Origin of the sequence: Desulfitispora alkaliphila, assembly GCF_050433185.1 — a bacterium.
Classification (GTDB): domain Bacteria; phylum Bacillota; class Desulfitisporia; order Desulfitisporales; family Desulfitisporaceae; genus Desulfitispora; species Desulfitispora alkaliphila.
Map to the genome: position 1 here is coordinate 16,964 of NZ_JBNPXS010000001.1, position 25,892 is coordinate 42,855.

Genomic DNA, 25,892 nt, shown 5'->3' on the forward strand with positions numbered 1-25,892 from the left:
TAGTGAACTTTATTTAGCTTTTGCTCTAATTATTACTTTTTCTTATTTATTACCCATAACTACCCGAGGATGACCCTGGTAGTCGTTAACTGTATGGACTTCCTCAAAGCCAGCCTCTATAAACAACTTTTCCACTGCAGCCTGCTGATCCCAGCCTATTTCTACTGCCAAAACACCACCTGGAGTAAGCAACGGCGGAGCTTCCACCACTAGTCTTCGATAAAAGTCTAGTCCATCGGCGCCACCGGCCAAAGCTAATCTGGGCTCATATTGCTTAACACCCTCCTCTACCTGGCTAAAACCTTCAGTCGAAATGTAGGGGGGGTTAGATAAAATCATGTGAAATAACTGTTGTTCACTTTCCATCAAGGGCTCTAATAAATCTCCCGCCATAAAAGTAATTCGATCACTTGCCCCATTGTCAGCTGCATTCTGCTGAGCAATTGCCAATGCTTCCTGACTGATATCCAAGGCCCAGACTTGAGCATCAGGAGCGTGAACAGCTATACTGACAGCTATGGCTCCAGAGCCCGTACACACATCGGCAACTTTCAACTGCTCTTTTCCTAATTTCCCTCTCGTAGCTTCAGCGTGCTCCAAGGCTTCTTCTACAAGAATTTCCGTATCACTTCTGGGAATGAGCACCTGGGGGGTTACTCTAAATCGCAGTCCCATAAAGCTCTGCTCTCCTAACAAATATTGCAGTGGATATCCTTTACTGCGCTCCTCAATAGCACCTTTGTACCAAGCCAGCTGAGCTTCTGTAAGCACTTGCTGATCCTTAGTATAGAGCTCTACTCGAGTAAGACTTGTTGCCCTAGCCAACAGGAGTTGAGCTTCTAGTTGGGCGCCCTCAAGGCCACCCTGGTGGAGAATTTGCCTGCCCCAATGCTGAGCATCAGACACATTCATAAGTACACCTGCTTTCCCTATTGTTTCACATATATAAATAAAAGAAACCAATGCCGCAGAGCGACATTGGCTTTTAGTTAGTTTCCTCTTTAAGCTTTTCTGCTTGATCGGTTGTAATTAGGGTTTCTACTAATTCGTCCAATTCGCCCATCAATATAGCCTCCAGCTTGTGTAAAGTAAGGCCGATGCGGTGATCAGTTACTCTACCCTGGGGATAGTTGTATGTTCTAATCCGCTCACTTCTGTCCCCTGTTCCCACCTGTAGCTTTCGGGCACTGGCCATCTCTCCATGTTGCTCTGCTTGAGCCTTATCTAACAGCTTTGCCATTAATACCTTCATAGCCTTGTCTTTATTCTTATGCTGAGACTTTTCGTCCTGACATGATACAACAATACCAGTTGGCTCGTGGGTAATCCGCACTGCTGATTGAGTTGTGTTTACTGATTGGCCCCCAGGACCACTGGAACAGAATACGTCAATTCGCAGGTCGTTTTGATCTATATCCACGTCCACTTCCTCCGCTTCAGGTAGCACAGCCACTGTGGCAGTAGAGGTGTGAATTCGCCCTCCCGACTCTGTGGTGGGTATACGCTGAACACGATGAACTCCACTCTCAAATTTAAGCTTGCTGTAAACACCGTCGCCTTCAATCATAAAGGAGATTTCCTTAAAGCCACCGATATCCGTTGGATGAGAATCCAATATCTCAACTCTCCAGCCCTGTTTCTCTCCGTAACGGCTGTACATTTTGAAAAGACTGCCTGCAAACAGTGCAGCTTCATCGCCGCCAGCACCGCCGCGAATTTCCATAATAACGTTTTTATCATCATTAGGATCTCTAGGCAACAGCAAGATCTTGAGGCGCTCTTCAAGCTCCACCTTCTTTTCCTTGCTCTCCTCTAGCTCCAGCTCTACCATTTCCTTGAATTCCTCTTCCTGATCTTCCTTCAACATTTCCTGTGCTTCTTCAATTGTTGTAAGCACATTTTTGTACTCTCGATATGCTTCCACAATTTCACCTAGGGCTGCCTGAGCTTTTATATGTTTTTGCCAAGTTGCCTGGTCTGCTATCACGTCTGGATCGCTGACTAGTTGGCTCAAATGATCATATTTTTCTTCAATATCCTTAAGCTTGTCAAGCATTTTTGTCACCTCAACTTTTGTATTCCATTTAAGAAAAAGAGCAGAGCTTATCCGCTCTGCTCAACCATTTCATTAAATACCGTATTTCTGCTTGAATCTGTCTACTCGACCACCAGCTTTAGCCTTACTCTGCTTACCTGTATAGAACGGATGGCACTTTGAGCATACTTCAACTTTAATTTCTGGTTTATTTGATCGAGTTTCGATTCTTTCACCACATGAACAGATGATGACAGAATCTGTATACTCCGGATGGATACTTTCTTTCATGCAAATCACCTCTTCCATTTAACATCAGCAATCCTAATTATAGCATAGCCTGTTTACAATTGCAAACTTTTTACCTGTAAAAGTTTAGCATTCTTGCTCTCGTTTACTATTAATTGAACACTCGCCTTTTAGGTCATCCTCCACACTTTTCTCCCATTGCTTTACTCCCGTTCGATATGCAGCTCGTGAAATCATGTGAGCCCCTACTGGTGCAGTCATAAAGATGAACAGGATTCCCAAGATGGTTTTCATGCTAGCATTTCCCTGAAAGCTAAAGAATACAAGCATGCCTAACATAATGCTTGCCACACCTAAGGTAGAACTCTTGGTAGCAGCGTGCATTCTGCCGTATACGTCAGGTAATCTTAAAACGCCGATGGTGCCTGCCAGAACGAAAAATACTCCCACCAACACGAACAGACTAACTATTATCTCTGTCAATGATAACACCTTCTTCCATAAATTTGGAAATAGCCACTGTTCCCATAAAAGCTAGAATGGCAATTACCAAAATAACATCTAGATACATTTGAGTGGCATGCTTTAGAGAAAACAGGGATATCATTGCCACAATATTGATGCCTATGGTGTCTAAGGCTATTACTCTATCAGGAAGGGAGGGACCTACAGCTACCCGGTAAAAGCAAGCCGCAATAGAAACTGCCACTGCAATCATACCAATATTTAAAATCATATCTAGCATCCCGCCACCTCCTTAATTCCCTTTTCAAAAGTGTTCTTGATACCGCTGATTACCTCATCCTTATCCTTTATATCCATTACGTGAATGTAAAGATATTTGTTGTCATCGGATACGTACATTGACAACGTTCCAGGAGTCAAGCTTATCATATTGGCCAGTAGCGTAATATGAAAGTCGTCTTCCACATCCAAAGGATAGGATATGATTCCAGGCTTAATATTCATGCCAGGACTCAGCACCACGCGAATAACGGCCCAGTTTGCCACAAGAAGTTCTTTGATAAATACCAGAAGTAACCGAACAGCCAGGTTTACCCTAGTAAAATAGCTCTCCTTTTGCTTTGTCACAATCTTAAATGCTGTAATCAAAATGGCACCTAGGATAAATCCAATGATGAAGTTCAGGGTATTAAAACCAGTCAATGACGCCCACACAAATGCAACCAACAAGTTCAGTACAAATTGATTAACCATGCTACATTACCCCTTCGCTTAAGACAGCATTAATATAGTATTCCGGATTCATCAGCTGCTCCGCCGAAGTCATTGTGTACCCTAGGATCATTTCTGCGTTAACCCCCATGTAAATTGACAAGAACACTAGTACAAGAGCTGGAGGAAGTAGCCTGCCAATTGCAACTTTCTTTTCTGGCATTCCCTCTTCTTCGCCCCAGTATACGTTCATGAAAATCTTCATCATGGAGAATAGGGTCCATATACTTACGAATACGCTGATACCCACTAATACGTATCTGCCTGATTCAAGACCTGCCAAGATTAGGGCATACTTACCGAAGAACCCACTAAGTGGCGGCACACCGGCTAGTGCCAATCCGGCAATAAAGAACATCCAAGCTACTACTGGATACTGCTTCAAGAGACCACCCATTTTCTTAAGGCTAGTAGTACCGGTAATCTCTTTGGTAATCCCACCGATTAAAAACAAGCAGGATTTAACGATAATGTTGTGTATTGTAAAGAAGATGGCAGCTGCAATGGATAGGGTGCTGAACAACCCGATACCAAAGGCCATGTAACCAACCTGGCTCACAATGTGAATAGATAAAATAGATGTTATATCGTATCTTGTGATAGCGCCCAAAACACCAATAAGCATAGTCAGGGTTCCAACTATCAGAATGACTTCATGAATAACAGCAACGTCTCCTGTAAAGATTAAGGTATATACTCTAATCATTACGTAAATACCAACTTTAGTTAAAAGTCCACCAAATAACGCCGCTACTGCGATTGGAGGTGCCGTATAGGTTCCTGGTAACCAGAAATACAGTGGCACTAGCGCAGACTTTGTAGCAAATACTACAAAGAAAACTAAAGCTATTGCGGTTATTAACCCTTGAGCCTCTACCTGAGGTACTTTAACTGCTAAATCAGCCATGTTCAGTGTTCCCGTAACTGAGTACAGTAGGGCCACACCTACAATAAAGAATGCTGATGATACCATGTTTATTACAACATATTTAACTGCTTCTCGAAGCTGTGCCTTTTCTCCCCCTAGTACTACTAAAACATAGGAGGCTAACAACATAATCTCGAAGAATACGAACAAGTTAAAAATATCTCCTGTTAAAAACGAACCGTATACACCCACCATCAACAGTTTAACGAATGGATAGTAATAGTGTCGCTCTCTGTCCTCATCAATAGTATTGAAGGAGTGGAACACTACTACAGCCGCTACAATGCTGGATGCTACAACCATTATCATGCTCAATAAGTCTGCCACTAATACAATTCCAAAGGGTGCCTTCCAGTTTCCACCAGTGTAAACTTGGATCCCCTCTGTGGCAACTATATTAAACAAGTAGAAAGACAATGCTACTCCTGCCAACGCCGCCAAGCCGCTTAACCACCGCTGAATTTTTACATTATCCTTGAAGAACATAAGGATAATAGCCGTAGCCAAGGGCAGTAAAACTGGTAGTACTGCTAAATTGTTACTCATCGTCCACGCCCCTCAACTTATCCAAGTCGTCAGTCCCTAACTCTTGGTATGTTCTATATGCTAATACCAGCACAAAGGCTGTTACTCCAAAACCAATTACAATGGCTGTCAAAATCAAGGCCTGGGGAAGTGGATCACTGTACTGTCCAGGACCTATTAGTACAGGTGCCAGTCCTTGTTTCAAGCCACCCATAGTTAACAGCATCAAAAATGCTCCGTGGTTTATTAGAGCTGTCCCCAAGATTACTCGGAGCAAGCTTCTCGTCAAAACCAAATAGGTACCTGATGCAAATAACACTCCCACTACTAATGACATTATCAGTTCCATTACACATCTTCCCCTATCGTTAAGATTACAGTCATAGTAGCTCCGACCACTGCCAAGTATACACCCAAATCAAACGGCAAAGCTGTAGTCAGCTCGATTTCCCCAAAAATGGGAAACATGTAGTAGTCGAAAAACTGTGTTAGGAATGGATATCCAAACAACATGCTTACTATTCCTGTTCCAGCAGCTAGTAGCAAACCAAAGGCAGTGACTTTTTTGAAATCAACGGGGAGTGACTTTTTGATCATTTCACCGCCAAAAGCTATATACTGAAGTACTAGCGCTGCAGCCGTCATCAACCCAGCAATAAACCCACCGCCTGGATTGTTGTGTCCTGCAAAAAACATAAAGATTGAAAAAGCTAATATCAAATGCAAGGTCATCCGAGCAACAGTCTGCAAAATTACATTGTTTTGTCTCATGATTCCCTACCTCGCTTACTTCTCAACTTAATCATGGCGTAAACTCCTAATGCTGCAATGGCAAGTACCACTATCTCACCAAATGTATCAATTCCTCGGAAGTCCACCAGGATTACGTTAACAAAATTTTTGCCGCCAGCTAGCTCGTAGCTGTTTTCGATAAAGTATTTAGAAATAGACTCAAAAGACTTATTATTGTGAGCTGATAGAGTCAGCACTGTCATCAATGTTCCCATACCCAGTGCTACTGCAGCGTTAACCAGTTTTGCTGAGCCCTTAATCGTACCTTTTAGCAAATCCTTAGGTAAGTGGAAGAAACAAAGCAAGAACAAGGCTAAGGTTACCGTCTCTACAATTAGCTGTGTCAATGCTAAGTCTGGCGCTCTAAACAATACAAACATTAGAGCCACTGCGTACCCAATAACACCTACAGATAGTACAGCGGAAAGTCTTGTTTTAGCCATAACTGTAAATACAGCTGCTATGGCAATTACTACAGCCACTAGTACCTCGGCTAACTCTACTGGAGCTAGGTTAACCATGTTAAAGTCTAGTGCTTCTCTGTAAATGGCTACACTACCAACAAGTGCTACTGTAAACCCTAAAATAACCGCCAAGTAGTCTCTCAGGTATCCTGTCAATTGCTTCTCAGTAAGCCAAGTAGACCCCTTTAAGAAGTTAGCAAGACCTCCGTCATAAACAGTATTCATGTTTGGCTGACTTGGTAGCACATCGTAAATCTTCTTGAATTGCGGAAGATTCTTATACAAGATAAGACCGAATGCTACTACACCAATACTCATAATCAGTGGCAAGTTAAATCCGTGCCAATGGTAAATATCGATCTTCATAGGTTCTAGCAAAATAGATTCGGTCACAGGCTTTAAGATGGTATTCCCCACCAATCCTGGGAACAAACCAATGATTACATTTAGGGATACAAGGAACAGCCCTGGAGCTAACAGCCCGAAGGGAGCCTCGTGAGGATGCTTCGGTGTATCCTCAGTTAGCGGTCCATTAAAGAACACGCCGTGGAAAATCATCATAGAGTAAATAAACGTACATACACTTCCCAAAAATGCTAAAATCGGGAACATAATCGCCAATGGATGCACGTAAGCAAAGGTAGCGGCTACAGTCTCAACAGAAACTTCAAAGAACATCTCCTTACTTAAGAATCCATTAAAAGGCGGTACCCCAGCCATTGATAGTGCTCCTATCCCCGCAATAACAGCAGTGTAAGGCATCACTTTGGCAAGTCCTCTTAGTTTGCTAATATCTCTAGTTCCAGTTTCGTGGTCAACAATCCCCACCATCATAAACAGACTACCCTTAAATGCCGAGTGGTTTAATAGGTGGAACATAGCAGCTAAAACTGCCGCCGATGTACTCAATCCCAATAAGGTTACTATCATACCCAACTGACTGATAGTAGAGAATGCTAAAATTGCCTTTAAGTCTTTCTGTTTAATGGCCAGGAAGGAGCCCATGGCCATTGTTATAATCCCCACAGTGGAGACTATCAAGAACCATTCCATTGTGCCGCCTAAGGCTGGCGTCATGCGAGCAATTAAGAAGATACCCGCTTTTACCATAGTTGCTGAGTGCAAGTAAGCACTTACTGGAGTAGGTGCCTCCATTGCATTTGGCAACCAGATGTGGAAAGGCATCTGAGCTGACTTGGTGAATGCTCCAAGTAAAACTAAGATTAAGATTGGTAAATAAAAAGCGTGAGCTTTAATCGTCTCAGCTTGCGCAATGATTTCTCGGATCTCAAAAGTTCCAGTAACCATGTACAGTAACACAAAGCCAGCTAACATTGCTAATCCACCGGCTACTGTTATAAGCATAGATTTTTGGGCCCCGTAACGAGACTCCTCTTTAAAAAACCAAAAACCGATTAGCAGGAAGGACGAGAAACTTGTCAATTCCCAGAAACCATAAAGTAAAATCAGGTTGTTTGATGTTACAACCCCAAGCATTGCTGCCATAAACAGCATAATGTAAAAATAAAAATTACCCAATGGCTCTTCTGGTGCTAAATAATAAATAGAATAAAGTACTACTAATGTACCAATACCTGTAATCAACATGGCAAAGAGCAAACTTAAGCCATCTAGGTATAGACTAAAATTGATCCCAAAAGTAGGAACCCATTGGTAAAATACTTCTACAACTTCACCTCTCATCAAAAGAGGCAATTGCGATGCAAAATACACAAAGAGTGTAAACGGAACCAATGCTACTAACCAGCCCACGTGGAACTTAGTGTACCGATTCAGCACCGGAACAAGTGGTGCAAACAGTAAAGGAGCTAGTACTGCTAATGTTAAACCCACTTCACAACCTCCTAACATTTTTTTGAATATTTTTTTGTGATATATATAAATTTAAAATAGTAAAACCTAATTGGCATTTAATGTAAGTTCCGAACGAAATCCAAATTAATAATAGCACAAGGAGTTTTTTAACGTCAAGATACGACACCCCTTGTATTTTATTTTGAACAATCCCTGACAGGATCTCGACGTGTTAATGCAGAGGTTGCTTTAGCAGACTATTTTAGAGTACTACTAAAGGACTTCACTAAATTATTGCTAATTTCACTAATCTCTGTTACCTCATTAGCAATTTCGCCGATTGCACTCTTTTCTTCTATGGAAGATTGAGCAATTCTTTGGATATTGTCTTTATTAGCTATTATCTCACTAGAGTGCCCTTTTAATTTGGGAACTATTTCGCTGGCTACGCCTTGAACCCCATTGACAAGCTCTTGAATTTTCCCTACAGAATTGTGGCTTTCCACAGCTAGCTTTCGCACTTCTTGAGCTACGACACCAAAACCCCTTCCGTGCTCCCCTGCTCTAGCCGCCTCAATAGTGGCATTCAAGGCCAGTAGATTAGTCTGGTCTGACATTTTCTTAATCGCCCCTACGGCCACATCAATATTCTTGGCTGCTTGAAACAGTGAATTAGAAATATCCACAATTGCCGTTACCTCAGCAGCCTCTGTCTGCATTTTTTCACTGATAGAATTAACTGTCCTGGAGGTAGTCTCTAAAGATGCATTCATCTCCTCTATTACTGCCACAATGTGCTCAATCCGGTTGTTTAAATTAATAGAAATATCGGCTACTTCTTGGGAGATGTTTTGATAGTTCACATGGTAAATCTGCTTTAAGATATCACAGGTAGAATTGCTGGTTGCTATTCTATCAGCTCCGATAATTTTCACTCCCGGATTTAACATACGCCCGTACTTAGTTTTGAGGACACCTTGCCCATTTACTATGGTGTTTGCACCTGCAATGTACTTAGCCTCTTTAAGTCGCTGTTCTATTTCGCCCTGACTCATTTCATCATAGGGGACAACCGTGAATTCCACTTGGTTAATTCCCTTCTCGTTACAGTACTCCGCCAATTTCTCTCCTTGAGCTGAGTTGTTGTTAAATACCACTACTTTCTCCCCTGTAGGAATTTGAGCAACACGAACGTAAAATGCTGCATTGGGAACAAGCTCTAATACGACTATTTTTTCTCGGGAAACTTTTTTTGCTGTTTCCTCAACTCGAGTGGGCAACGCTACAAAGATATCCGCAGCACTATCTCCCGCAAGAGATTTTACAGGAGTAGAGCTAGCCTCAACCCCTTCTGGTATTATTTCTTGAACCGCCTTCAATAATTCATTAGCTACAATCTCCGTACTCCCCACAGTAATTAGTCTTATTACTTTGCTCATCTATGAACACTTCCTCCCACTATGTAATAATATTTACATTTGTGAATAGTTTAACAGATTTTTGTCCCAATTTCGAGTACAAAAAAAAGCCCTGAAAAATTTCAGAGCTATTGTAAAAATCTAAGGGGATCTAAAGCTTTCCCATTTTTTTGTACTTCAAAGTGAATATGGGGTCCTGTAGAGCGCCCCGTGCTACCCACTTTAGCAATAACCTGTCCCGGTCTAACTACTTCGCCCTCTTTAACTAGCAACTGCGAATTGTGGGCGTAGAGTGTGCGATAGGTGGAATTGTGCTCGATTATTACTGTTTTGCCATAGGTACCACGCCAACCAGAGTACAATACCGTCCCTCCTCTAGCAGCTTTAACAGGAGTCCCTGTATCGGCTGCTATATCCAAGCCGTAGTGAAAATCACCCCAGCGTCTACCAAATGTGGATGTGATAACCCCTTGTACTGGCCACAAAAATGTAACTGAACCTTGTCTAGATGCAACTACAGCCTGGGTAGTTCTGGTAGCCGAAGGTTTTTCAGATCTTCCAGGTATCACAATATCCTGCCCAATTCTCAATCTGTTTGGATTCTCAATGGCATTGTATTGGGCCAGCTGGTCCACCCCAATACCATGATCTCGAGCAATCTCCCAAAGGGTATCCCCCTGCTTGACCACATGCACAGCTGCTATGTGGTTGCTTGCAGCTCCCACGGCAGGAATGGATAAGACTTGTCCTGCTTTAATCAAGTTAGGGTTGGCAATACCATTTGCATCCTGTATCTGTTGGACACTTATCTGATAGCGCCTAGCTATTTCATTCAGAGTATCCCCTCTTTTAACTACATAAGTAGGACTGGACTCATAAGTTATTTGCTCAATTCCCTGAGAAACTGGCAGTACTGTGTTTATGGCCCTATGTCCTGGGTCCTCAAACATCCGAGCATGAGCCGGATTGGCTACAACTAGGATTGTGATGATTAACAACAGGCACATCCCTCTGCAGTAAAGAACCCCATTTTGTTTTGTAGACACTTTTCTCACCTCTTTGTAAAAAGTGGACGAGCTTATAGCTCGCCTAATTGGTATTTTTCCCAATTAAAGGTGAGAGTATACATTTATTTACCATTGCCATCTAGTGCTGGAAATATCTTGGGCAGTGCCCGCAATAAGTCTTGGTTTGTCTTAGTCTTTTTGAGACCGTCAATTAACATTTCAGCGACCTCTGTAGGCATATTCCTAACAGTTTCTTTGCGGAAGTGCCACATCAACTCAAGCTCCTCTTTGCTCAGAAGTAGTTCTTCTTTTCTAGTTCCCGAACGCTTCACGTCTACTGCTGGGAAGATACGGCGTTCAGCAAGTTTTCTATCTAAAATTAATTCCATATTTCCTGTTCCCTTAAATTCTTCAAAGATAACCTCGTCCATTCTAGATCCAGTTTCTACTAGGGCTGTAGCTAGAATGGTTAAACTTCCACCTTCTTCAATGTTTCTGGCAGCGCCAAAAAAGCGCTTAGGTTTATGTAGGGCACTGGGATCTACACCACCGGAAAGGGTACGTCCACTAGGAGGAACTACTAAATTAGATGCTCGCGCCAGTCTGGTTATACTGTCTAGTAGTATGACCACATCTTTTTGGTGTTCTACGAGCCGCTTCGCTCGCTCTAACACCATCTCTGCCACTTTTACGTGATTTTCAGGAGGCTCGTCAAAGGTGGAGCTCACAACCTCGCCCTTGACAGAGCGCTGCATATCAGTTACTTCCTCGGGACGCTCGTCTATCAATAGTACTATCAGTTCCACATCTGGGTAGTTTGCAGAAATGCTATTAGCCAAATTCTTTAACAGTACTGTTTTTCCCGCTTTAGGGGGAGCCACAATAAGTCCTCTCTGCCCCTTCCCCAAGGGAGCTATTAAGTCTATAATCCTAGGAGCTAAATTGTTTGGCTGGTTTTCTAGGTTAATTCGCTCCTGGGGATAGATAGGGGTTAAGCCATCAAAGTGCAATCTCTCTGGGGAATGCTCTGGATCTTCTCCATTTATAGTTTCCACCCGCAGGAGGGCAAAAAAGCGCTCATTATCCTTGGGCGGCCGCACTAATCCCGCTACCAGATCCCCTGTTCTCATGTCAAATCTTCGGATTTGAGAAGGAGAGACGTAAATGTCATCCTGGCTGGGTAGATAGGCAAATGGTCGCAAAAATCCGTAGCCGTCAGGCAGTATTTCCAGTACCCCTTGAGCAAACAGCTGGCCATCCTTTTCCGTTTGCGCCTTTAATATTTCGAACACTAGTTCTTTTTTGCGCAACTTAGAATACCCTGTTAAATTAACTTCTCGAGCAATCTTATAGAGCTCGACCATGGTCTTGTTTTCTAAATCATTAATATTCAATTACTTCACCTCAGTATCTTTATGTTAGTACTTGTACTCACTAATATTAATTAAATTAAAAAAATTTGAATTATAAGGAAGGAAAGCAGGAGTTTTAAAGCGGGTTATCTCCAATTATATCCAGTCAGGCTTGTGTTTAAACAAAAAAGACCTTCATAATAAGATTTTTTATTAAGAAGGTCACTCACTATACTTCATTATAACTTAGCCAAAATAGGCAGTCAATCCAAATTTAGCTTATTTTTGAGAAAAAAGCTGATTGAGGTAAGGCTTTTTGTCAAAGGTGTGAATTGCCTCGATAAATCTAATAGTTCCAGTTTTAGCTCTCATTACAACTGTATGGGTCGTAGCAGAACCCTTGCCTCTGTACTGCACTCCTCGCAACATATCGCCATCGGTAATACCTGTAGCTGCAAAGAACACATCGCCTCCCTTAACCAGGTCATCCATAAGCAAGACTTTATTGACATCTGTAATCCCCAACTTCTTACATCTCTCTATGTCTTCATCATCTTCCGGCTTTAGCTTTGCTTGCATTTCGCCACCTAAGCATTTTAATGCTGCTGCTGCTAATACACCTTCAGGCGCACCACCAATACCCATAACCATGTCTACTCCTGTACCAGGAAGAGCTGCTGCTACCGCCGGCGAAACATCACCATCTGTAATTAACTTAATCCGCGCTCCCACACTGCGGCAAGCTTGAATTATTTCCTCATGTCGAGGTCTATCTAAAATTACTACTGTCAAATCATTAATACTCTTTTTATTTGCTTCAGCAGTGATTCTCAGGTTATCCACTACTGGTGCTGTTATATCTATTTTGCCTGCAGCCTTAGGACCCACCGCTATTTTCTCCATATACATATCAGGTGCATGAAGCAGGCAGCCCCTTTCCCCTGCAGCTATTACAGCTATGGCTCCATTCATACCCTTAGCAACAATATTTGTTCCTTCCAGAGGATCTACAGCCACATCCACTTCTGGTGCTTGACCTGTACCCAGCTTTTCGCCAATGTAAAGCATGGGGGCTTCATCCATTTCTCCCTCTCCGATAACTACGGTCCCATCGATATGAAGTGTGTCAAATACTGTTCTCATTGCAGTTGTAGCCGCATCATCAGCAGCTATCTTGTCGCCTCGCCCCATCCATCGGGCGCTAGCAAGTGCTGCAGCTTCTGTTACTCGGGCAAATTCTAAAGCCAATTCTCGTTCCATCTTATTAAAAAACTCCCCTCTTCATTTGTATTCCCTTATATTATTCCAGATTAGAGCGTTTTTTTCAAGTAGTCTATACTCCCTTAGTTTTTTCCCAATCTTTCAAAAATGCTTCTATCCCCGCATCAGTTAGCGGATGCTTGGTCATCTGCATCAAGACTTTATAAGGCACAGTGGCAATTTGGGCACCGGCTAGAGCTGCCCCGGTAGCATGTTGAGTATGCCTGATACTGGCAGCTATTATTTCAGTTTCCAACAAGTGTCGATTAAAGATTTCCGCTATTTCCGCCACTAACTCTGTCCCTGAATGTCCAATATCGTCTAGCCTACCTAAAAAAGGACTTACATAGGTTGCACCGGCTCTAGCTGCCAGTAATGCCTGACTGGATGAAAAGATTAAAGTTAAGTTGGTTTTGATCCCTCGGTTGCTCAGCTCTTTAGTGGCCGCTAATCCAGCAGGAGTCATGGGCACTTTAATCACGATGTTAGGGTGGATCTTGCTCAATTTCTCAGCCTCTAATAGCATTCCCTCTGTTTCTGTACTAATAACTTCGGCACTAATAGGACCATCCACTATTTCAGTGATTTCAGCTACAACCTGCTCAAACTTGCGCCCCTCTTTGGCTATCAATGATGGGTTAGTGGTGACACCACTAATTACGCCCCAACCGTGGGCAGACTTAATTTCTTCAATATTGGCGCTGTCTATAAATAGCTTCATTGGAGACCTCCTTATATTTATACACTTTTTAATACACTTATTATTTTGTTATTCAGAACCTGTTCTTATTATACTAAAGAAAACTTGGCTTGCGGCAAATCTTTGCGCTGACGCAAGCCTTAGTTGCACTTATGCCGATGGAAAGTGGAGCTTTCCTATGGTGTAAAAAAAAGAGCAGCATAAAAATGCTACTCTCTAAGCCTTACCGCTGCTCTTAAATAATCTTATTTTTTCTCTGATTACTGCTTCCATTTGCTCTTTAGCCACTTTTAGAATCTTTCTAGGGTCTATTTCATCTGGCATTTTTTCGATAGCTTCCCTTGCCCCTCCCGTAAAGGCTTCCCGAATATTAGTATCTATATTTATTTTACTCACACCCAACTCAATCGCCCTTGTTATTGCCTCATCAGGAACACCGGATGATCCGTGAAGAACGATTGGTGTATCAATTACTTTTGTAATCTTTTCTAGGCGCTCAAAGTCAAGTTTTGGCTCGCCCTTGTACTGTCCATGAGCAGTACCAATAGCTATAGCAAGAGCATCTACTCCAGTTTTTTCTACAAAGTACTTGGCCTCTTCAGGGTCAGTCATGCTGGCGTCCCGCTCATCTACAGTAACATCGTCCTCAGTACCACCTATTTTACCTAATTCTGCTTCTACAGATACACCTACAGCCCTACCCACTTCCAGCACTCTATTAGTAACAGCTATGTTTTCCTCTAGTGGATATTTTGACCCATCAATCATCACAGAGCTGAATCCATATCTGATACATTTCATAACCTGGGCAAAGTCCGTTCCGTGGTCCAAGTGCAGGGCAACGGGCACAGAGGCATTCTTAGCAGCAATGTTTGCCATTCCCACAATATACTCTAACCCGGCATATTTAATTGCCCCTTGGCTAGCTTGCATAATGACAGGAGCTTTCTCCGCTTCAGCAGCATCAATAATGGCTTGAACAATCTCCATATTGTTGCAGTTGAAAGCCCCAACCGCGTACCCTCCCTTTTGTGCGTCTTTTAATAAGTCAGTAATTGGAACTAATCCCATAACACAGAAACCCCCTAATTAATTTTTACTTCTTTTTAGCTTTCCCTTTTTAACTAAATTAATGAATCCCTTGCTAGTTAGTTTTATTTCGCTGGCTTCCTTCACTTCTTTAATATGATTTTCATTTTCCGCTAGAATTACCCCCCTGCAATCGCAATCATCACAGCGCAATTCCAATCTGTCCGCAAATACATCTATGTCTACTTGAAAACTTCCACACTGACAGTACAGTTTATCTTCTTCAGCATATTCATAGAGTATGTCTAGCACTTCGTACATTACTTCAGGACAATCAAAGTATTCGCCAAATCCCATCTCTTCAGCCATTTCTCGCAGTGATTTATCTTGCTCCTTTATTTCCTGTTTAACCTGCTGACTAGGTCCTATAAAAACCACATCTACATCGGTCTCATCACAGCTCAAGGTCAGCACTTGATCCGACCATATAAAGCGACGATGCTTATACGTCATGTGGTTAGCTTCACACATTAAGCAATTAATTTGGATCCAAAAAGTTTTCCTATCCTTTGTACCTATGCTAATTAAACTCGTATCGCATTCACACTTTAGTCTAACAACCTTTTTACTGGCAAAGGAAAACAGGGACAAGCAGTGAAAGTCCATTGTCCCACAGCTAGGACAGCGCACAGCCACTACAGTACTTGTATTGACAACCATTTAACTTACCCCCTTTCACTAATCTTTATTCGCCAGCTCCAAAAAAAATCCTTCAGTTTGAGACAGAAAAAAAGGAAGGCTATTTCCCTTCCAAAATCATCTTCGCAAGTTTTTTTATACTTTCCAGTTCAAAGGGCTTTTCAATATTGTATTGCACGCCCAATTTTTTTGCCTTTTGCACCAGCTCATTTTCTCCGTAAGCTGTCATCAGCACTGTGTTTTTGGCCTCTGATCTATTTAGTCTCTCAATAGTCTCTATCCCACTTATCCCTGGCATTCTCATGTCCATAAATATAAGACTAGGATCGCTTTCTCCGACTAGCTCAATAGCCTCATAGCCGTCTTTTGCCAATTGCACTTGATAACCTTCTGCAGTAAACAGCTCATAGAGCAAGTAACGCACTCCAGGTTGATCATCTACGATTAGAATATTTCCCATGCCTTTCTCACCCTTTCGTTGTTAACTTTTAGCAGTGCTGCCACGATGGAGGCGGTTCCAAAATGCTATTAAACTGAAAGTTTATGGGGAGTTTAATAGATATAGTTGTCCCTTCTCCCTTTACACTTTCCACTTCGATAATTCCACCGTGGTCCCTTATGATTTTATAACTTATAGCCAGACCTAAGCCAGTTCTCTCAGGTCTGCTAGTAAAAAAGGGATTAAAGATTTGCCTCTTGTCTTCTTCATTAATTCCAAAGCCCGTATCGGCAAAGTCAATTTTCACAACGTCAGATTCCTCCATAGTAACGGTTATCCAAAAGGCTCCACAGGCTGGAGTGAACTCCAGTCCATTTTTTATAATATGGCAAAAAGCCTGTTCTAATTCTTCACGAGACCCTAGTACTGGCGGTATGCCCCCTGCAATATTTGTAGTAATTTTACCATAATGTACAAAGTCGTGATTTTTTACACAATTTAAAGCACTTACGATTACTTGCTCTAAGTCAATCCACTCTAGGTTACTCATTGACTCATTTTTTAGACTCTCCATTTGTTTAACAATTCGATTTAGTTGTTCTACTTCCTTTAATATCATTCCAGTAAACTGGGACTCAGTTTGACCTTCTACTCGGTCCTGCAGCAGCTGCGCAAACCCTCTTATGCTGGCAAGGGGGTTTCTAATCTCATGAGCGACCCCGGAAGCCAGTTGACCAGCTATGGATAGGCGCTCAGCTTCTCGCAACTTGTCTTCTAATTTTAGTTGTTCAGTCACGTCGTCGAAGACAGCTACAAAGCCCAAGGGTTTGTCCTGGGAGTTGCGCAACATGTTAATGTTCAATGTCAAAACTACATCCTCACCATTTTTTAGCCTTACCTTAACTTCGGTGCTAAACTTCCTAAGCGATCCCTTAACTATCAGTTGCTCAATCACTTCTTCTAGCTTATTTTTGTTTATAATCTCTAGAACATCCTCAAGTTCTAGGACGCTTTTATTCTTCAAATCGCTCTCCTCTAAGCCCAATATTTCTTCAGCCCACTTGTTGACAACAGTAATCCTCCCTTGCAAGTCAGTACAAATTATACCCGAGGTAAAACTGTCTATAATGCGCTTAGATTTAGCCTTAAAGTATTGGTATTTGAGATTAACATCTTGAAGCATTCCTACTAGGGTAGCTCCAAGGTAGAAAAGCTGCATATGTTGGCCCTCAAAGCTATTAGGGCTATTAGAGCAAATAAAGACTACTCCTCCTCTGTCCCTGCTGAGCAAAGGCGCTATCATCAAACTCCTAGCACTAATATTCTCTACCCCAGCCAAGCAGGCCAATTTCTGCTTTTCCCAATCCTTAATTATGATTGGTTCATCCCCTAATTCACTATGGCAGTCCTCTACGTTAAAGTGGAGCATTAAATGAAACAGTTGCTCTTCTGTCAAGCCAAAATAGCCTTCTAGTTTATACTGGCTACTTTCTTTATCGAATAAAAAAATCATCCCGCTATCAGCCTGGGTAAAAGTCTCTTGAGCTAACTGTTTGAACACCTCTCCTATTTGGATATCTTCATCGTTAGCAACAATATTTTTTAAATGAAAAGGTTCATAGTAGGAAATATTATTTTCTTGTACAATTTCTGCGAATTTTGTAGACGAAACCTGCACTAACAAAGCCTCAATCCGCTCTCCAAAAAGAACTGCCTGTTCCAAGTCCTCTGGAGTAAAAGGTCCTTCCCCCAATAAATTGTCTAAATTGAGGACTCCAACTACTTCTCCTCGAACGTTAAGAGGAATGGATATTATACTTTCAATGATATTAGCACCTATATTTTTAAACAGGGGGTCTTCCTGAACTGATGGAATTAATAACCTTTTCTGGTTCTCCACAACCCAATCAGCTACTTCTTGCCTCTTCTGTAGGTGAACATCATCTGCTACTGGATACTTATATCCCTGGGCAAATTTCATGCGAAGTTTTCCCGTATCTGGGTTTATGAGCATTACATTGCCCCGTCTGACTCCTAATGTATATAAAGTTGCTTGTAACAGTGACTTAATAGCTCCTTCTAAATCTACGTGCGCTCTAACTCTGTTCGCCACTTATTCCAGCTCCTTATTATAAATTAATTCTCATAAAGGATATGATTTGACAGCCTTACTAATATTTCCTGCATATGCACGCAAATTATGTAAAGAAAAAAGGGCAGTTCTTCTGACAATATCGTGAAAATTGTCAGAAGAACTGCCCCCTCGACACCTTGACAGCGCTTTATTTCAGGGTCGCTCCAATAAAGTCTTTAAACAATGGGTGAGGCCTGTTTGGTCTTGATTTGAGCTCAGGATGGAACTGGGTTCCCACAAACCAAGGATGACCTTGCACCTCGATAATCTCTACAAGATTTCCATCAGGAGATGTACCGCTTATTGTCAATCCCTTAGAAGCCAACTGATCTCTGTAATCATTGTTAAACTCATAGCGGTGTCGATGCCGCTCATCCACTTCATCCTGTTCATAAGCCGCAGCCGCTTTAGTACCCGGAACTAACTTACAGGGATATTTGCCCAATCTCATAGTTCCGCCTAAATCCTCAACATCACGCTGTTCAGGAAGCAGGTCAATTACCGGGTGAGCTCCGCTAGGTTCAAATTCCGAACTACCGGCACCTTCTAGCCCCGCTACATTGCGAGCAAACTCAGCAACTGCCATCTGCATTCCCAGACAAATTCCCAAGAAGGGAACTTTGTTTTCTCGCGCATACTTACTTGCAATTATCTTTCCTTCGATCCCTCGATCCCCAAAACCGCCAGGTACTAAAATACCGTCAACATCTTGTAATAGCTCACTGGCATTTCCTTCATTTATTTCGCAGGAATTTATCCATTTTATAGTCACATCTGTACCGTGAACTATTCCCGCATGCCTTAAAGATTCCGCTACACTGAGATAGGCATCGGGAAGCTCTACATATTTGCCTACCAAGGCTATAGTAGTATTTTTATCAAGGTTTCTAATCTTGTCCACCAACTGCTCCCACTCAGTCATATCTACAGGGCCACATTCTAACTGTAAGCGCCTAACTACGATATCATCTAAGCCCTGACTCTCTAATGTCAAAGGAACCTCGTAAATGCTCTTAGCGTCTACAGCTTGAATTACTGCTTCCTTATCTATGTCGCAGAAAAGGGCCAGTTTCTCTTCCATCTCAGTAGGGATAGGCTCTTCTGATCGGCATATAATTACATCCGGCTGAATCCCTATACTTCTCAGCTCTTTAACACTGTGCTGCGTAGGCTTAGTCTTGACTTCACCAGCTGCTTTCAAATAGGGAACTAAAGTTACATGAATGTACATTACGTTTTCTCTGCCCACATCACTTTTCATTTGTCTAATGGCTTCTAAGAAAGGCAGAGATTCTATGTCACCCACAGTCCCTCCTATTTCTGTAATCACCACATCTGTGTCCGATTCTCTAGCTACTCTTTTAATTGAGTCTTTTATTTCATTAGTAATGTGAGGGATTACCTGCACTGTGCCACCTAAGTAATCGCCGCGACGCTCTTTATTTAGAACAGACCAATAGATTTTACCAGTGGTTACACTACTACTGCCACTTAAGCTTATATCCACAAAGCGCTCGTAATGGCCCAAATCTAAATCAGTTTCCGTTCCATCGTCAGTTACATATACTTCCCCGTGCTGATATGGGCTCATTGTCCCGGGGTCCACATTAATATAGGGATCAAACTTCTGAATCGCTACCTTTAATCCCCTGTTTTTTAAGAGTCGTCCCAGAGATGCTGCTGCAATTCCCTTGCCCAGAGACGAGACCACACCACCAGTAACGAATATAAACTTGGTCATTGTATTACCTCCTGTTTGCCTTTACCAATTACATTTTACCTGAACACTACCTAAATTATTCTATCTTTTTTTACAAAAAACTGCAAGCTAAAAAAAATTAGAAAAAATCCCACCAAAGTGGGATCATTTTCTTACATTCGCTCTGGAGCAGATACACCTAATAAATCCAGTACATTTCTCAATGTAATTCTAGTGCCATTCACTAGAGCTAAACGAGCCATAGTCAAATCCTTTTCCTCTGAAAGAACTCTACAACTGTTGTAAAAGCTGTGGAAAGCACTAGCTAACTCATGGGCATATCTAGTCAACCTGTGAGGCTCTAGACTCTCCGCCGCTCCCGCAACCTCTTCCGGGAAATTGGCTAGGGTCTGCAATAATTCTAACTCTGCTTCTTCTGTTAACAGTCCCAATTGGCATTTAGTGGCCGGAAGTAGATTTTCCACGCTATCTTGACTTTGTCGCAAAATGCTGCAGATTCTTGCATGAGCATATTGTACATAGTATACCGGATTATCCGAGGACTGGGATTTTGCTAAATCTAGATCAAAGTCCAAGTGGCTATCTGCACTGCGCATATTGAAAAAGTACCTAGCCGCATCTCTGCCCACTTCTTCTACTAGTTCGTTTAGGGTTACATATTGTCCCGTTCGCTTAGACATGCGAACGATTTCCCCACCTTTAAATAACCTAACTAGCTGCATTAGAATTACCTGTAGATTGTCTGGGTTGTATCCACTTGCTTCTACTGCTCCCTTCATCCGAGACACGTGTCCGTGATGATCTGCACCCCAGATGTTAATGACCCTGTCAAAACCTCGGTCGAACTTGTCCTTATGATAGGCAATATCCGCTGCAAAGTAAGTGGGAGTTCCATTGGATCTAACCACTACTTCATCTTTTTCCTCGCCAAAAGCGCTTGCCTTAAACCACAGGGCTCCCTCTTTTTCGTAGATATAATCCTTTTCCCTCAATTCCTCTATGACTTGAATAACTTTACCGGAATCGTGTAGGGATTGTTCACTAAACCAGACGTCATACTCTACACCAAAGCCCAGCAGCGCCTCTTTGATTAAGCCTAACTTCTCTTCCAAAGCAAACTTTACCAGCATTTCCTGGCGCAGCCCTTCTTCAGCATCCACGTACTTATCGCCCACTTGGTCAATTAGGTTTTTCATTGTTACAGCAATATCCTCGCCGTGATAACCATCTTCAGGAACAGTGGCTTCCTGTCCTAGTTGCTGTAAATACCTTGCTTCCAAGGACTTGGCAAAATTGTGAATTTGGTTACCCGCATCGTTGATGTAATACTCTTTGGAAACCTGGTACCCTGCGGCCCCCAAAATCCGAGAAATGGAGTCTCCCAGAGCAGCTCCTCTGGCATTACCCATGTGCAACAAACCTGTAGGGTTGGCGCTTACAAACTCTACTTGTACCTTCTCACCTGCTCCCAACTCCGAGCTGCCGTATTTTTCATCCATTTGTTCAACTACTGGAAGGACTTGCTCTAACCATCGGTTGTCCAATCGAAAGTTAATAAATCCCGGTCCTGCCACTTCCATTTTGTTTATGTAAGTATTTTCTGTATCCAAGTTATCAATTATGTCCTGAGCTATTTCCCTAGGCGATTTTTTTGCCTGCTTTACCAATAACATGGCTATATTGGTAGCGAAATCTCCGTGTTCCTTTTCCCGAGGAACCTCTAAAATAAAGTGAGGCATTTCATCAAAACTCAATCGGCCAGCCTCCCTGGCTTTAAAGGCGCTCTTTTTAATTTGCTCAATAATGTCATTTTTTAGTTTTTCTACTATTCTCACATTCCTTGCCTCCAATCAAACTATTATTTCAGCAGACTGACCACCACCGATAGCTGATTATAACTAATGGTTTCCTGTTCTACTTTCAATTCATATTCTAGGTTAATACTTCCACCTTTGTCTGTCAAGTCAGCCTCAACTTTTGATGGTAGCACTCCCAAGGGAAAGTTGCCCTGGGGGGTCTTATACAAACTGTGCTCTAGTTTGTCCTTCTGAAATCTCTGCTTGATTCCACCAGGTCCAATCCGCTTTAATTCTACTCGACCTTCATCCACCTTGAGCTTAGTGGTAGCACCGTCCATCCCAGTATTGTCCCCTTCTTTATAAACCAAGTAATAGCAACTATCCTTTTTATAAAGCTCCCCGGTAGTACTGTAACTGATTACATCCTCTCCACCTTCTTCGGATGCTCTTTGCCTACCCTCTATCTCTACAATCACTTGACACTTCAAATTTGGAACCTCCCAACAATAAAACCCTCATTTAATAATAATATATTAATTTTTATTATTCCCACTGTCAATAAAAGACTGTCCAAAAAAAAAACAGCTTAGCCCACTGGCTAGCTGTCTTGTCTAAAGGTAGCACAAAGTGTGTGCTCAGAATTAATAGGGTCTCTTTCTCCGTCCTCAGTATGAACTTCTATCATATCTGCACCACAAACATTGTTGCCGTTGAACTTACAAGTTTCCACAGTACATCTAATCTTAGTCACATCATCACCTCCTAGCCAGTAATAGGTTTCCCTGACTGGAAGTTCTTTATTCTATTTGAATAATTTAGCTTTAATTTGGGGTAGCTTGGCAATGTAACGATCCTTACTGCCGATAATCCAATCATTAATATGGTGTGTTAGATTGCCTCTGCTAAAGCGATTGTTTTCACACTCCTCTTTAGAAAACTCAAGCTGCCACTGCTCTCCTGAGGCACTTGTAACCTTTGCCCCTGCATCGCAGATTGCACACCTGAGCTCTCCCTCAGCTCCTAGCTTAAATGTCTCACAGTAGCAAACTGGACACTGGTTTTTTTCAGGCTCCCGCGGCTCCCCCTCACCTTTCCACACAGCCACCATTTTTCTGCCTAGTTCTGTGGCCCTTTCGCTCATCCCCTCCTCCAAAAGGGGTTCTCCAGGACCAGGACCATAAGCTGTAAGGGTATCCACTAGACGGTAGCCAAAGGCCACTGGCACTATATTTAAGTACTCTCCTAAGCTATTCCACTGGGGTAACCCAGCAGTATTAATAGTAGCAGCTACGCCTCTTTTATCAAAAATCTGCTCCATCTTACGTCCCAGCATTAAAAAGCGGTCTAAAAATAGTTTGGTTGATGCAGCAGGACCTAATACATAGGTAGGAGCTGCTATAATAATTCCATCAGCCTCTATTATCTTTTGAAACAATTCAGCAGCATCGTCGTCTAAGTGGCAGTCAGTGTCGTTAAAAATACAGCTCATACAGCCCGTACAAGATTTGATCTCATAATCACCTAGCCGCAGTTTCTCCACTTGAGCACCTTGCTCTGTGGCTCCCTTTAGAGCAAGCCGTAGTAAGAGCTCAGAATTTCCCCGTTTGCGACTGGATCCAACTATCCCCAATACTTTCATTGAAACACCTCCAAATTATCTTTTTTGGATTATATTAGATATTTTTTAAATAAATTCCTCCTTGGTTTATGTTATAATGGCTTGGAAGTTTGATATATTTCACCTCACTTTTATGGCATAGGTCACAGTTGTATCCTCAATTTTAGATTACAATATGGACATAGCTTAACAAAAAGAGCTGATTAAAAATTAATTATAGAGGTGAGAAAAATGGAAATGAGAAAAATTGTTCACATTGATGAAGATAAGTGCGACGGTTGCGGTTTATGTGTTCCATCCTGTCACGAAGGGGCTATTCAAATCGTAGACGGAAAAGCCCAAATAATTGCCGACAAGCTTTGTGACGGACTGGGAGATTGTTTAGGGGAATGCCCTAAAGATGCGCTAAAGATTATCGAGAGAGAAGCTCCTGCCTTCGACGAGGACGCCGTTAAGGAGCACTTAAAAACTTTTGATCCAAATAAAGCGGTTCAAGGTGAAAAGAAAGCACCTATAGCACCTGTCCGCGGACACGGTGGCGGTTGCCCCGGAAGCAGAGCCATTTCTCTAAAGCAGGATACACCTGATAGTACTCAAGGTACTGCAGTCGATGCAGGAGATGTAAATATTTCTATCAAGCCCCAATTGGGTCAGTGGCCTGTTCAATTAAAGCTATTGCCTCCTGGCGCTCCTTACTTTGCCAATGCAGATCTATTAATTGCAGCTGATTGCGTTCCCTTCGCCTACCCTAACTTCCACTTGGATATGCTTAAGGGGAAAGCAGTAGGTATTGGATGCCCTAAGTTGGATGGTACTAGCGAATACGTGGATAAGATAGCTAACATTATTAAACAAAATAACCTTAAGAGCATTACCGTGGCCATTATGGAAGTGCCTTGTTGTCAAGGACTGAAAATGGCAGTAGAAGAAGCAGCCCGTCAAGCGGGAAGCTCAATCCAAGTTAAAACTCAAGTTGTAGGAGTAGATGGTAAAAAGAAATAGGTAAGATTGACAACTAATCTGGGGATTTTAGCATCCCCAGATTTTTCTTTTGAGAAATATGAGATAAAACTAGCTTTTATTGTTTATAGTTATTATAATTGTATCTATGTAATTATAATTAAGGAGTGTATAAGCTATGAAAAAGAGATCTTTTGTCTTAAGGGCTTTAGATGGCATTGAGGCGGTTGGCAACAAATTGCCTCATCCAGTAACGCTTTTTGCTATTTTATCTGGACTTATATTAGTTGTTTCTGCTATAGCAGGCATGGCCAACATGCACGTTATCCACCCAGGCACAGGTGAAACAATTCATGCTGTTAACCTGTTAAACCGAGAAGGTATTCAGATGATCTTCACCAAAGCCGTTGATAATTTTGTTAACTTCGCCCCCCTCGGTACTGTTCTAGTAGCTATGCTAGGTGTGGGAGTTGCTGAAAGAAGCGGACTAATCTCAGCTGCATTGAGAAAGCTGGTAATTAGTGTTCCTGCTAGCCTAATCACCATGACTTTAGTATTTGCAGGGGTTATGTCCAGCATGGCAGCAGATGCGGGTTACGTAGTCTTAACTCCATTAGGAGCTGTTATTTTTGCTGGTTTAGGCAGAAATCCATTGGCCGGGCTAGCCGCTGCCTTTGCTGGGGTTTCCGGGGGTTACAGTGCTAACCTAATGCTAACTTCACTGGATCCATTACTGGCTGGATTTACTGAATCCGCTGCCCAGCTGTATGATCCAAGTTATGAAGTGCTGGCAACTGCAAACCTTTACTTTATGATAGCTTCTGTTTTAGTTGTAACTATTGTAGGTACTCTTGTTACTGATAAAATTGTAGAACCCAAGTTGGGCAAGTGGGATGCCAACGGAACTGATGTTGATACTAAGCTAGAAACACTAACAGCAAATGAGCTGCGAGGATTGAAGAGCGCCGGAGTAGCCCTATTTTTAACGGTGGCTGCCATAGTTGTAATGGTAGTTCCCGAATGGGGAGTTCTGCGAGATCCTGATGACTTTTTCGCTTCCCCTCTATTTGGTAGCTTGGTACCTCTAATTGCTTTAATGTTCTTTATTCCTGGACTTGCTTATGGTATCAGTGCCAAAACCATCACTAGCGACAAAGATGTGGCTGAACAGATGAGTGATACCATGGGTACCCTAGGAGGATATATTGTCTTGGCTTTCGTAGCCGCTCAGTTTGTAATGTACTTTACCTGGTCAAACCTAGGGCTTGTGCTTTCAGTTAATGGAGCTCAGTTCTTGCATTCTATTAACTTTGAAGGGTTGCCTCTAATAATCACCTTTATCTTTGTAGCTGCCCTGTTGAACTTATTTATCGGCAGTGCTTCAGCTAAGTGGGGTATTATGGGACCTGTTTTCGTTCCACTTTTAATGCAAATGGGTTTCTCTCCAGAGTTAACTCAGTTGGCTTACAGAATAGGTGATTCTGTAACTAACATTATTACACCGTTAATGCCTTACTTTGCAATTATAGTGGCATTCGCTCAAAAATACGATAAGAAGGCGGGTATCGGCACCTTAGTATCCATGATGCTTCCTTATTCAATCGCCTTTACAATCGTCTGGCTCTTAATGCTTGTAGGCTGGTTCTACACTGGATTTCCTATTGGACCAAATGCGCCACTCTACTACTAAGAAGTATTATGAGGTACAAAAAG

Annotated in this window: 26 protein-coding genes; 2 read left to right on the plus strand and 24 right to left on the minus strand. The window is 42.2% G+C overall.

Features of this window, described 5'->3' with window-relative positions; all coding sequences use genetic code 11:
- Positions 1 to 42 precede the first annotated feature (42 nt).
- The 24 genes from prmC to GGQ84_RS00235 form a co-directional block, all read right to left on the minus strand.
- Entirely contained in the window at positions 43 to 912 is an 870-nt protein-coding gene (prmC, locus tag GGQ84_RS00120; protein ID WP_429157643.1) for a peptide chain release factor N(5)-glutamine methyltransferase, read from the minus strand.
- 73 nt (positions 913 to 985) lie between these two features.
- Positions 986 to 2,056 carry a peptide chain release factor 1 gene (prfA, locus tag GGQ84_RS00125; protein ID WP_429157645.1) on the minus strand — a complete coding sequence of 357 codons (1,071 nt, stop codon included), beginning with the start codon at positions 2,054 to 2,056 and terminating at the stop codon, positions 986 to 988.
- A gap of 72 nt (positions 2,057 to 2,128) precedes the next feature.
- Positions 2,129 to 2,326 (minus strand): 50S ribosomal protein L31, encoded by a 198-nt coding sequence (gene rpmE, locus GGQ84_RS00130; RefSeq protein WP_429157646.1) that lies wholly within the window; start codon positions 2,324 to 2,326, stop codon positions 2,129 to 2,131.
- A gap of 84 nt (positions 2,327 to 2,410) precedes the next feature.
- Positions 2,411 to 2,776, minus strand: coding sequence for a monovalent cation/H(+) antiporter subunit G (gene mnhG, locus GGQ84_RS00135; protein WP_429157648.1), 366 nt, complete (start codon positions 2,774 to 2,776; stop codon positions 2,411 to 2,413).
- Complete coding sequence (locus tag GGQ84_RS00140; RefSeq protein WP_429157650.1) at positions 2,748 to 3,029, minus strand: Na(+)/H(+) antiporter subunit F1; 282 nt, start codon at positions 3,027 to 3,029, stop codon at positions 2,748 to 2,750. Before GGQ84_RS00140 ends, mnhG begins: the two co-directional genes overlap by 29 nt.
- A complete protein-coding gene (locus GGQ84_RS00145; RefSeq protein ID WP_429157652.1) occupies positions 3,023 to 3,502 on the minus strand; it encodes a Na+/H+ antiporter subunit E in 480 nt (159 codons plus the stop codon). Before GGQ84_RS00145 ends, GGQ84_RS00140 begins: the two co-directional genes overlap by 7 nt.
- Position 3,503: 1 nt before the next feature.
- Positions 3,504 to 4,994 (minus strand): Na+/H+ antiporter subunit D, encoded by a 1,491-nt coding sequence (locus GGQ84_RS00150; RefSeq protein WP_429157653.1) that lies wholly within the window; start codon positions 4,992 to 4,994, stop codon positions 3,504 to 3,506.
- A complete protein-coding gene (locus tag GGQ84_RS00155; protein ID WP_429157654.1) occupies positions 4,987 to 5,322 on the minus strand; it encodes a Na(+)/H(+) antiporter subunit C in 336 nt (111 codons plus the stop codon). The genes GGQ84_RS00150 and GGQ84_RS00155 overlap by 8 nt, the downstream gene beginning before the upstream one ends.
- Entirely contained in the window at positions 5,322 to 5,744 is a 423-nt protein-coding gene (locus tag GGQ84_RS00160) for a Na(+)/H(+) antiporter subunit B (RefSeq protein ID WP_429157655.1), read from the minus strand. The genes GGQ84_RS00155 and GGQ84_RS00160 overlap by 1 nt, the downstream gene beginning before the upstream one ends.
- Positions 5,741 to 8,101, minus strand: a complete 2,361-nt coding sequence (locus GGQ84_RS00165) for a Na+/H+ antiporter subunit A (protein ID WP_429157657.1) — start codon at positions 8,099 to 8,101, stop codon at positions 5,741 to 5,743. Before GGQ84_RS00165 ends, GGQ84_RS00160 begins: the two co-directional genes overlap by 4 nt.
- A 200-nt stretch (positions 8,102 to 8,301) precedes the next feature.
- Positions 8,302 to 9,483 (minus strand): methyl-accepting chemotaxis protein, encoded by a 1,182-nt coding sequence (locus GGQ84_RS00170; RefSeq protein ID WP_429157659.1) that lies wholly within the window; start codon positions 9,481 to 9,483, stop codon positions 8,302 to 8,304.
- 107 nt (positions 9,484 to 9,590) lie between these two features.
- Positions 9,591 to 10,508 carry a peptidoglycan DD-metalloendopeptidase family protein gene (locus GGQ84_RS00175; protein ID WP_429157661.1) on the minus strand — a complete coding sequence of 306 codons (918 nt, stop codon included), beginning with the start codon at positions 10,506 to 10,508 and terminating at the stop codon, positions 9,591 to 9,593.
- Positions 10,509 to 10,591: 83 nt separating this feature from the next.
- A complete protein-coding gene (gene rho, locus GGQ84_RS00180) occupies positions 10,592 to 11,863 on the minus strand; it encodes a transcription termination factor Rho (RefSeq protein ID WP_429157663.1) in 1,272 nt (423 codons plus the stop codon).
- A gap of 237 nt (positions 11,864 to 12,100) precedes the next feature.
- Positions 12,101 to 13,081, minus strand: a complete 981-nt coding sequence (gene glpX / locus GGQ84_RS00185; RefSeq protein WP_429157665.1) for a class II fructose-bisphosphatase — start codon at positions 13,079 to 13,081, stop codon at positions 12,101 to 12,103.
- Between the two features lie 73 nt (positions 13,082 to 13,154).
- Positions 13,155 to 13,802, minus strand: a complete 648-nt coding sequence (gene fsa, locus GGQ84_RS00190; protein ID WP_429157667.1) for a fructose-6-phosphate aldolase — start codon at positions 13,800 to 13,802, stop codon at positions 13,155 to 13,157.
- 195 nt (positions 13,803 to 13,997) lie between these two features.
- The gene (locus GGQ84_RS00195) at positions 13,998 to 14,852 is read right to left on the minus strand and encodes a class II fructose-1,6-bisphosphate aldolase (RefSeq protein ID WP_429157669.1); all 855 of its coding nucleotides are present in this window, start codon (positions 14,850 to 14,852) and stop codon (positions 13,998 to 14,000) included.
- A gap of 18 nt (positions 14,853 to 14,870) precedes the next feature.
- Entirely contained in the window at positions 14,871 to 15,530 is a 660-nt protein-coding gene (locus GGQ84_RS00200) for a hypothetical protein (protein ID WP_429157671.1), read from the minus strand.
- Between the two features lie 79 nt (positions 15,531 to 15,609).
- The gene (locus GGQ84_RS00205) at positions 15,610 to 15,969 is read right to left on the minus strand and encodes a response regulator (protein ID WP_429157672.1); all 360 of its coding nucleotides are present in this window, start codon (positions 15,967 to 15,969) and stop codon (positions 15,610 to 15,612) included.
- A gap of 28 nt (positions 15,970 to 15,997) precedes the next feature.
- The gene (locus tag GGQ84_RS00210; protein ID WP_429157673.1) at positions 15,998 to 18,061 is read right to left on the minus strand and encodes an ATP-binding protein; all 2,064 of its coding nucleotides are present in this window, start codon (positions 18,059 to 18,061) and stop codon (positions 15,998 to 16,000) included.
- A gap of 169 nt (positions 18,062 to 18,230) precedes the next feature.
- The gene (gene pyrG / locus GGQ84_RS00215; RefSeq protein ID WP_429157674.1) at positions 18,231 to 19,823 is read right to left on the minus strand and encodes a CTP synthase; all 1,593 of its coding nucleotides are present in this window, start codon (positions 19,821 to 19,823) and stop codon (positions 18,231 to 18,233) included.
- Between the two features lie 131 nt (positions 19,824 to 19,954).
- Positions 19,955 to 21,637, minus strand: a complete 1,683-nt coding sequence (argS, locus tag GGQ84_RS00220) for an arginine--tRNA ligase (protein ID WP_429157676.1) — start codon at positions 21,635 to 21,637, stop codon at positions 19,955 to 19,957.
- A 23-nt stretch (positions 21,638 to 21,660) separates the two neighbouring features.
- Positions 21,661 to 22,089: a YwiB family protein gene (locus tag GGQ84_RS00225; RefSeq protein WP_429157678.1), complete on the minus strand. Its 429-nt coding sequence runs from the start codon at positions 22,087 to 22,089 to the stop codon at positions 21,661 to 21,663.
- Positions 22,090 to 22,199: 110 nt separating this feature from the next.
- Complete coding sequence (locus GGQ84_RS00230) at positions 22,200 to 22,352, minus strand: DUF1540 domain-containing protein (RefSeq protein ID WP_429157679.1); 153 nt, start codon at positions 22,350 to 22,352, stop codon at positions 22,200 to 22,202.
- Positions 22,353 to 22,403: 51 nt separating this feature from the next.
- Entirely contained in the window at positions 22,404 to 23,240 is an 837-nt protein-coding gene (locus GGQ84_RS00235; RefSeq protein WP_429157681.1) for a flavodoxin family protein, read from the minus strand.
- Positions 23,241 to 23,450: 210 nt separating this feature from the next.
- On the opposite strand from GGQ84_RS00235, the gene GGQ84_RS00240 reads away from it, so the two are divergent.
- Together GGQ84_RS00240 and GGQ84_RS00245 are read left to right on the plus strand one after the other, a co-directional pair.
- Positions 23,451 to 24,221 carry an ATP-binding protein gene (locus tag GGQ84_RS00240; protein ID WP_429157683.1) on the plus strand — a complete coding sequence of 257 codons (771 nt, stop codon included), beginning with the start codon at positions 23,451 to 23,453 and terminating at the stop codon, positions 24,219 to 24,221.
- Between the two features lie 136 nt (positions 24,222 to 24,357).
- On the plus strand, positions 24,358 to 25,869 hold the full coding sequence (locus GGQ84_RS00245; protein WP_429157684.1) for an AbgT family transporter: 1,512 nt from the start codon (positions 24,358 to 24,360) through the stop codon (positions 25,867 to 25,869).
- The last annotated feature ends 23 nt before the right edge of the window (positions 25,870 to 25,892 follow it).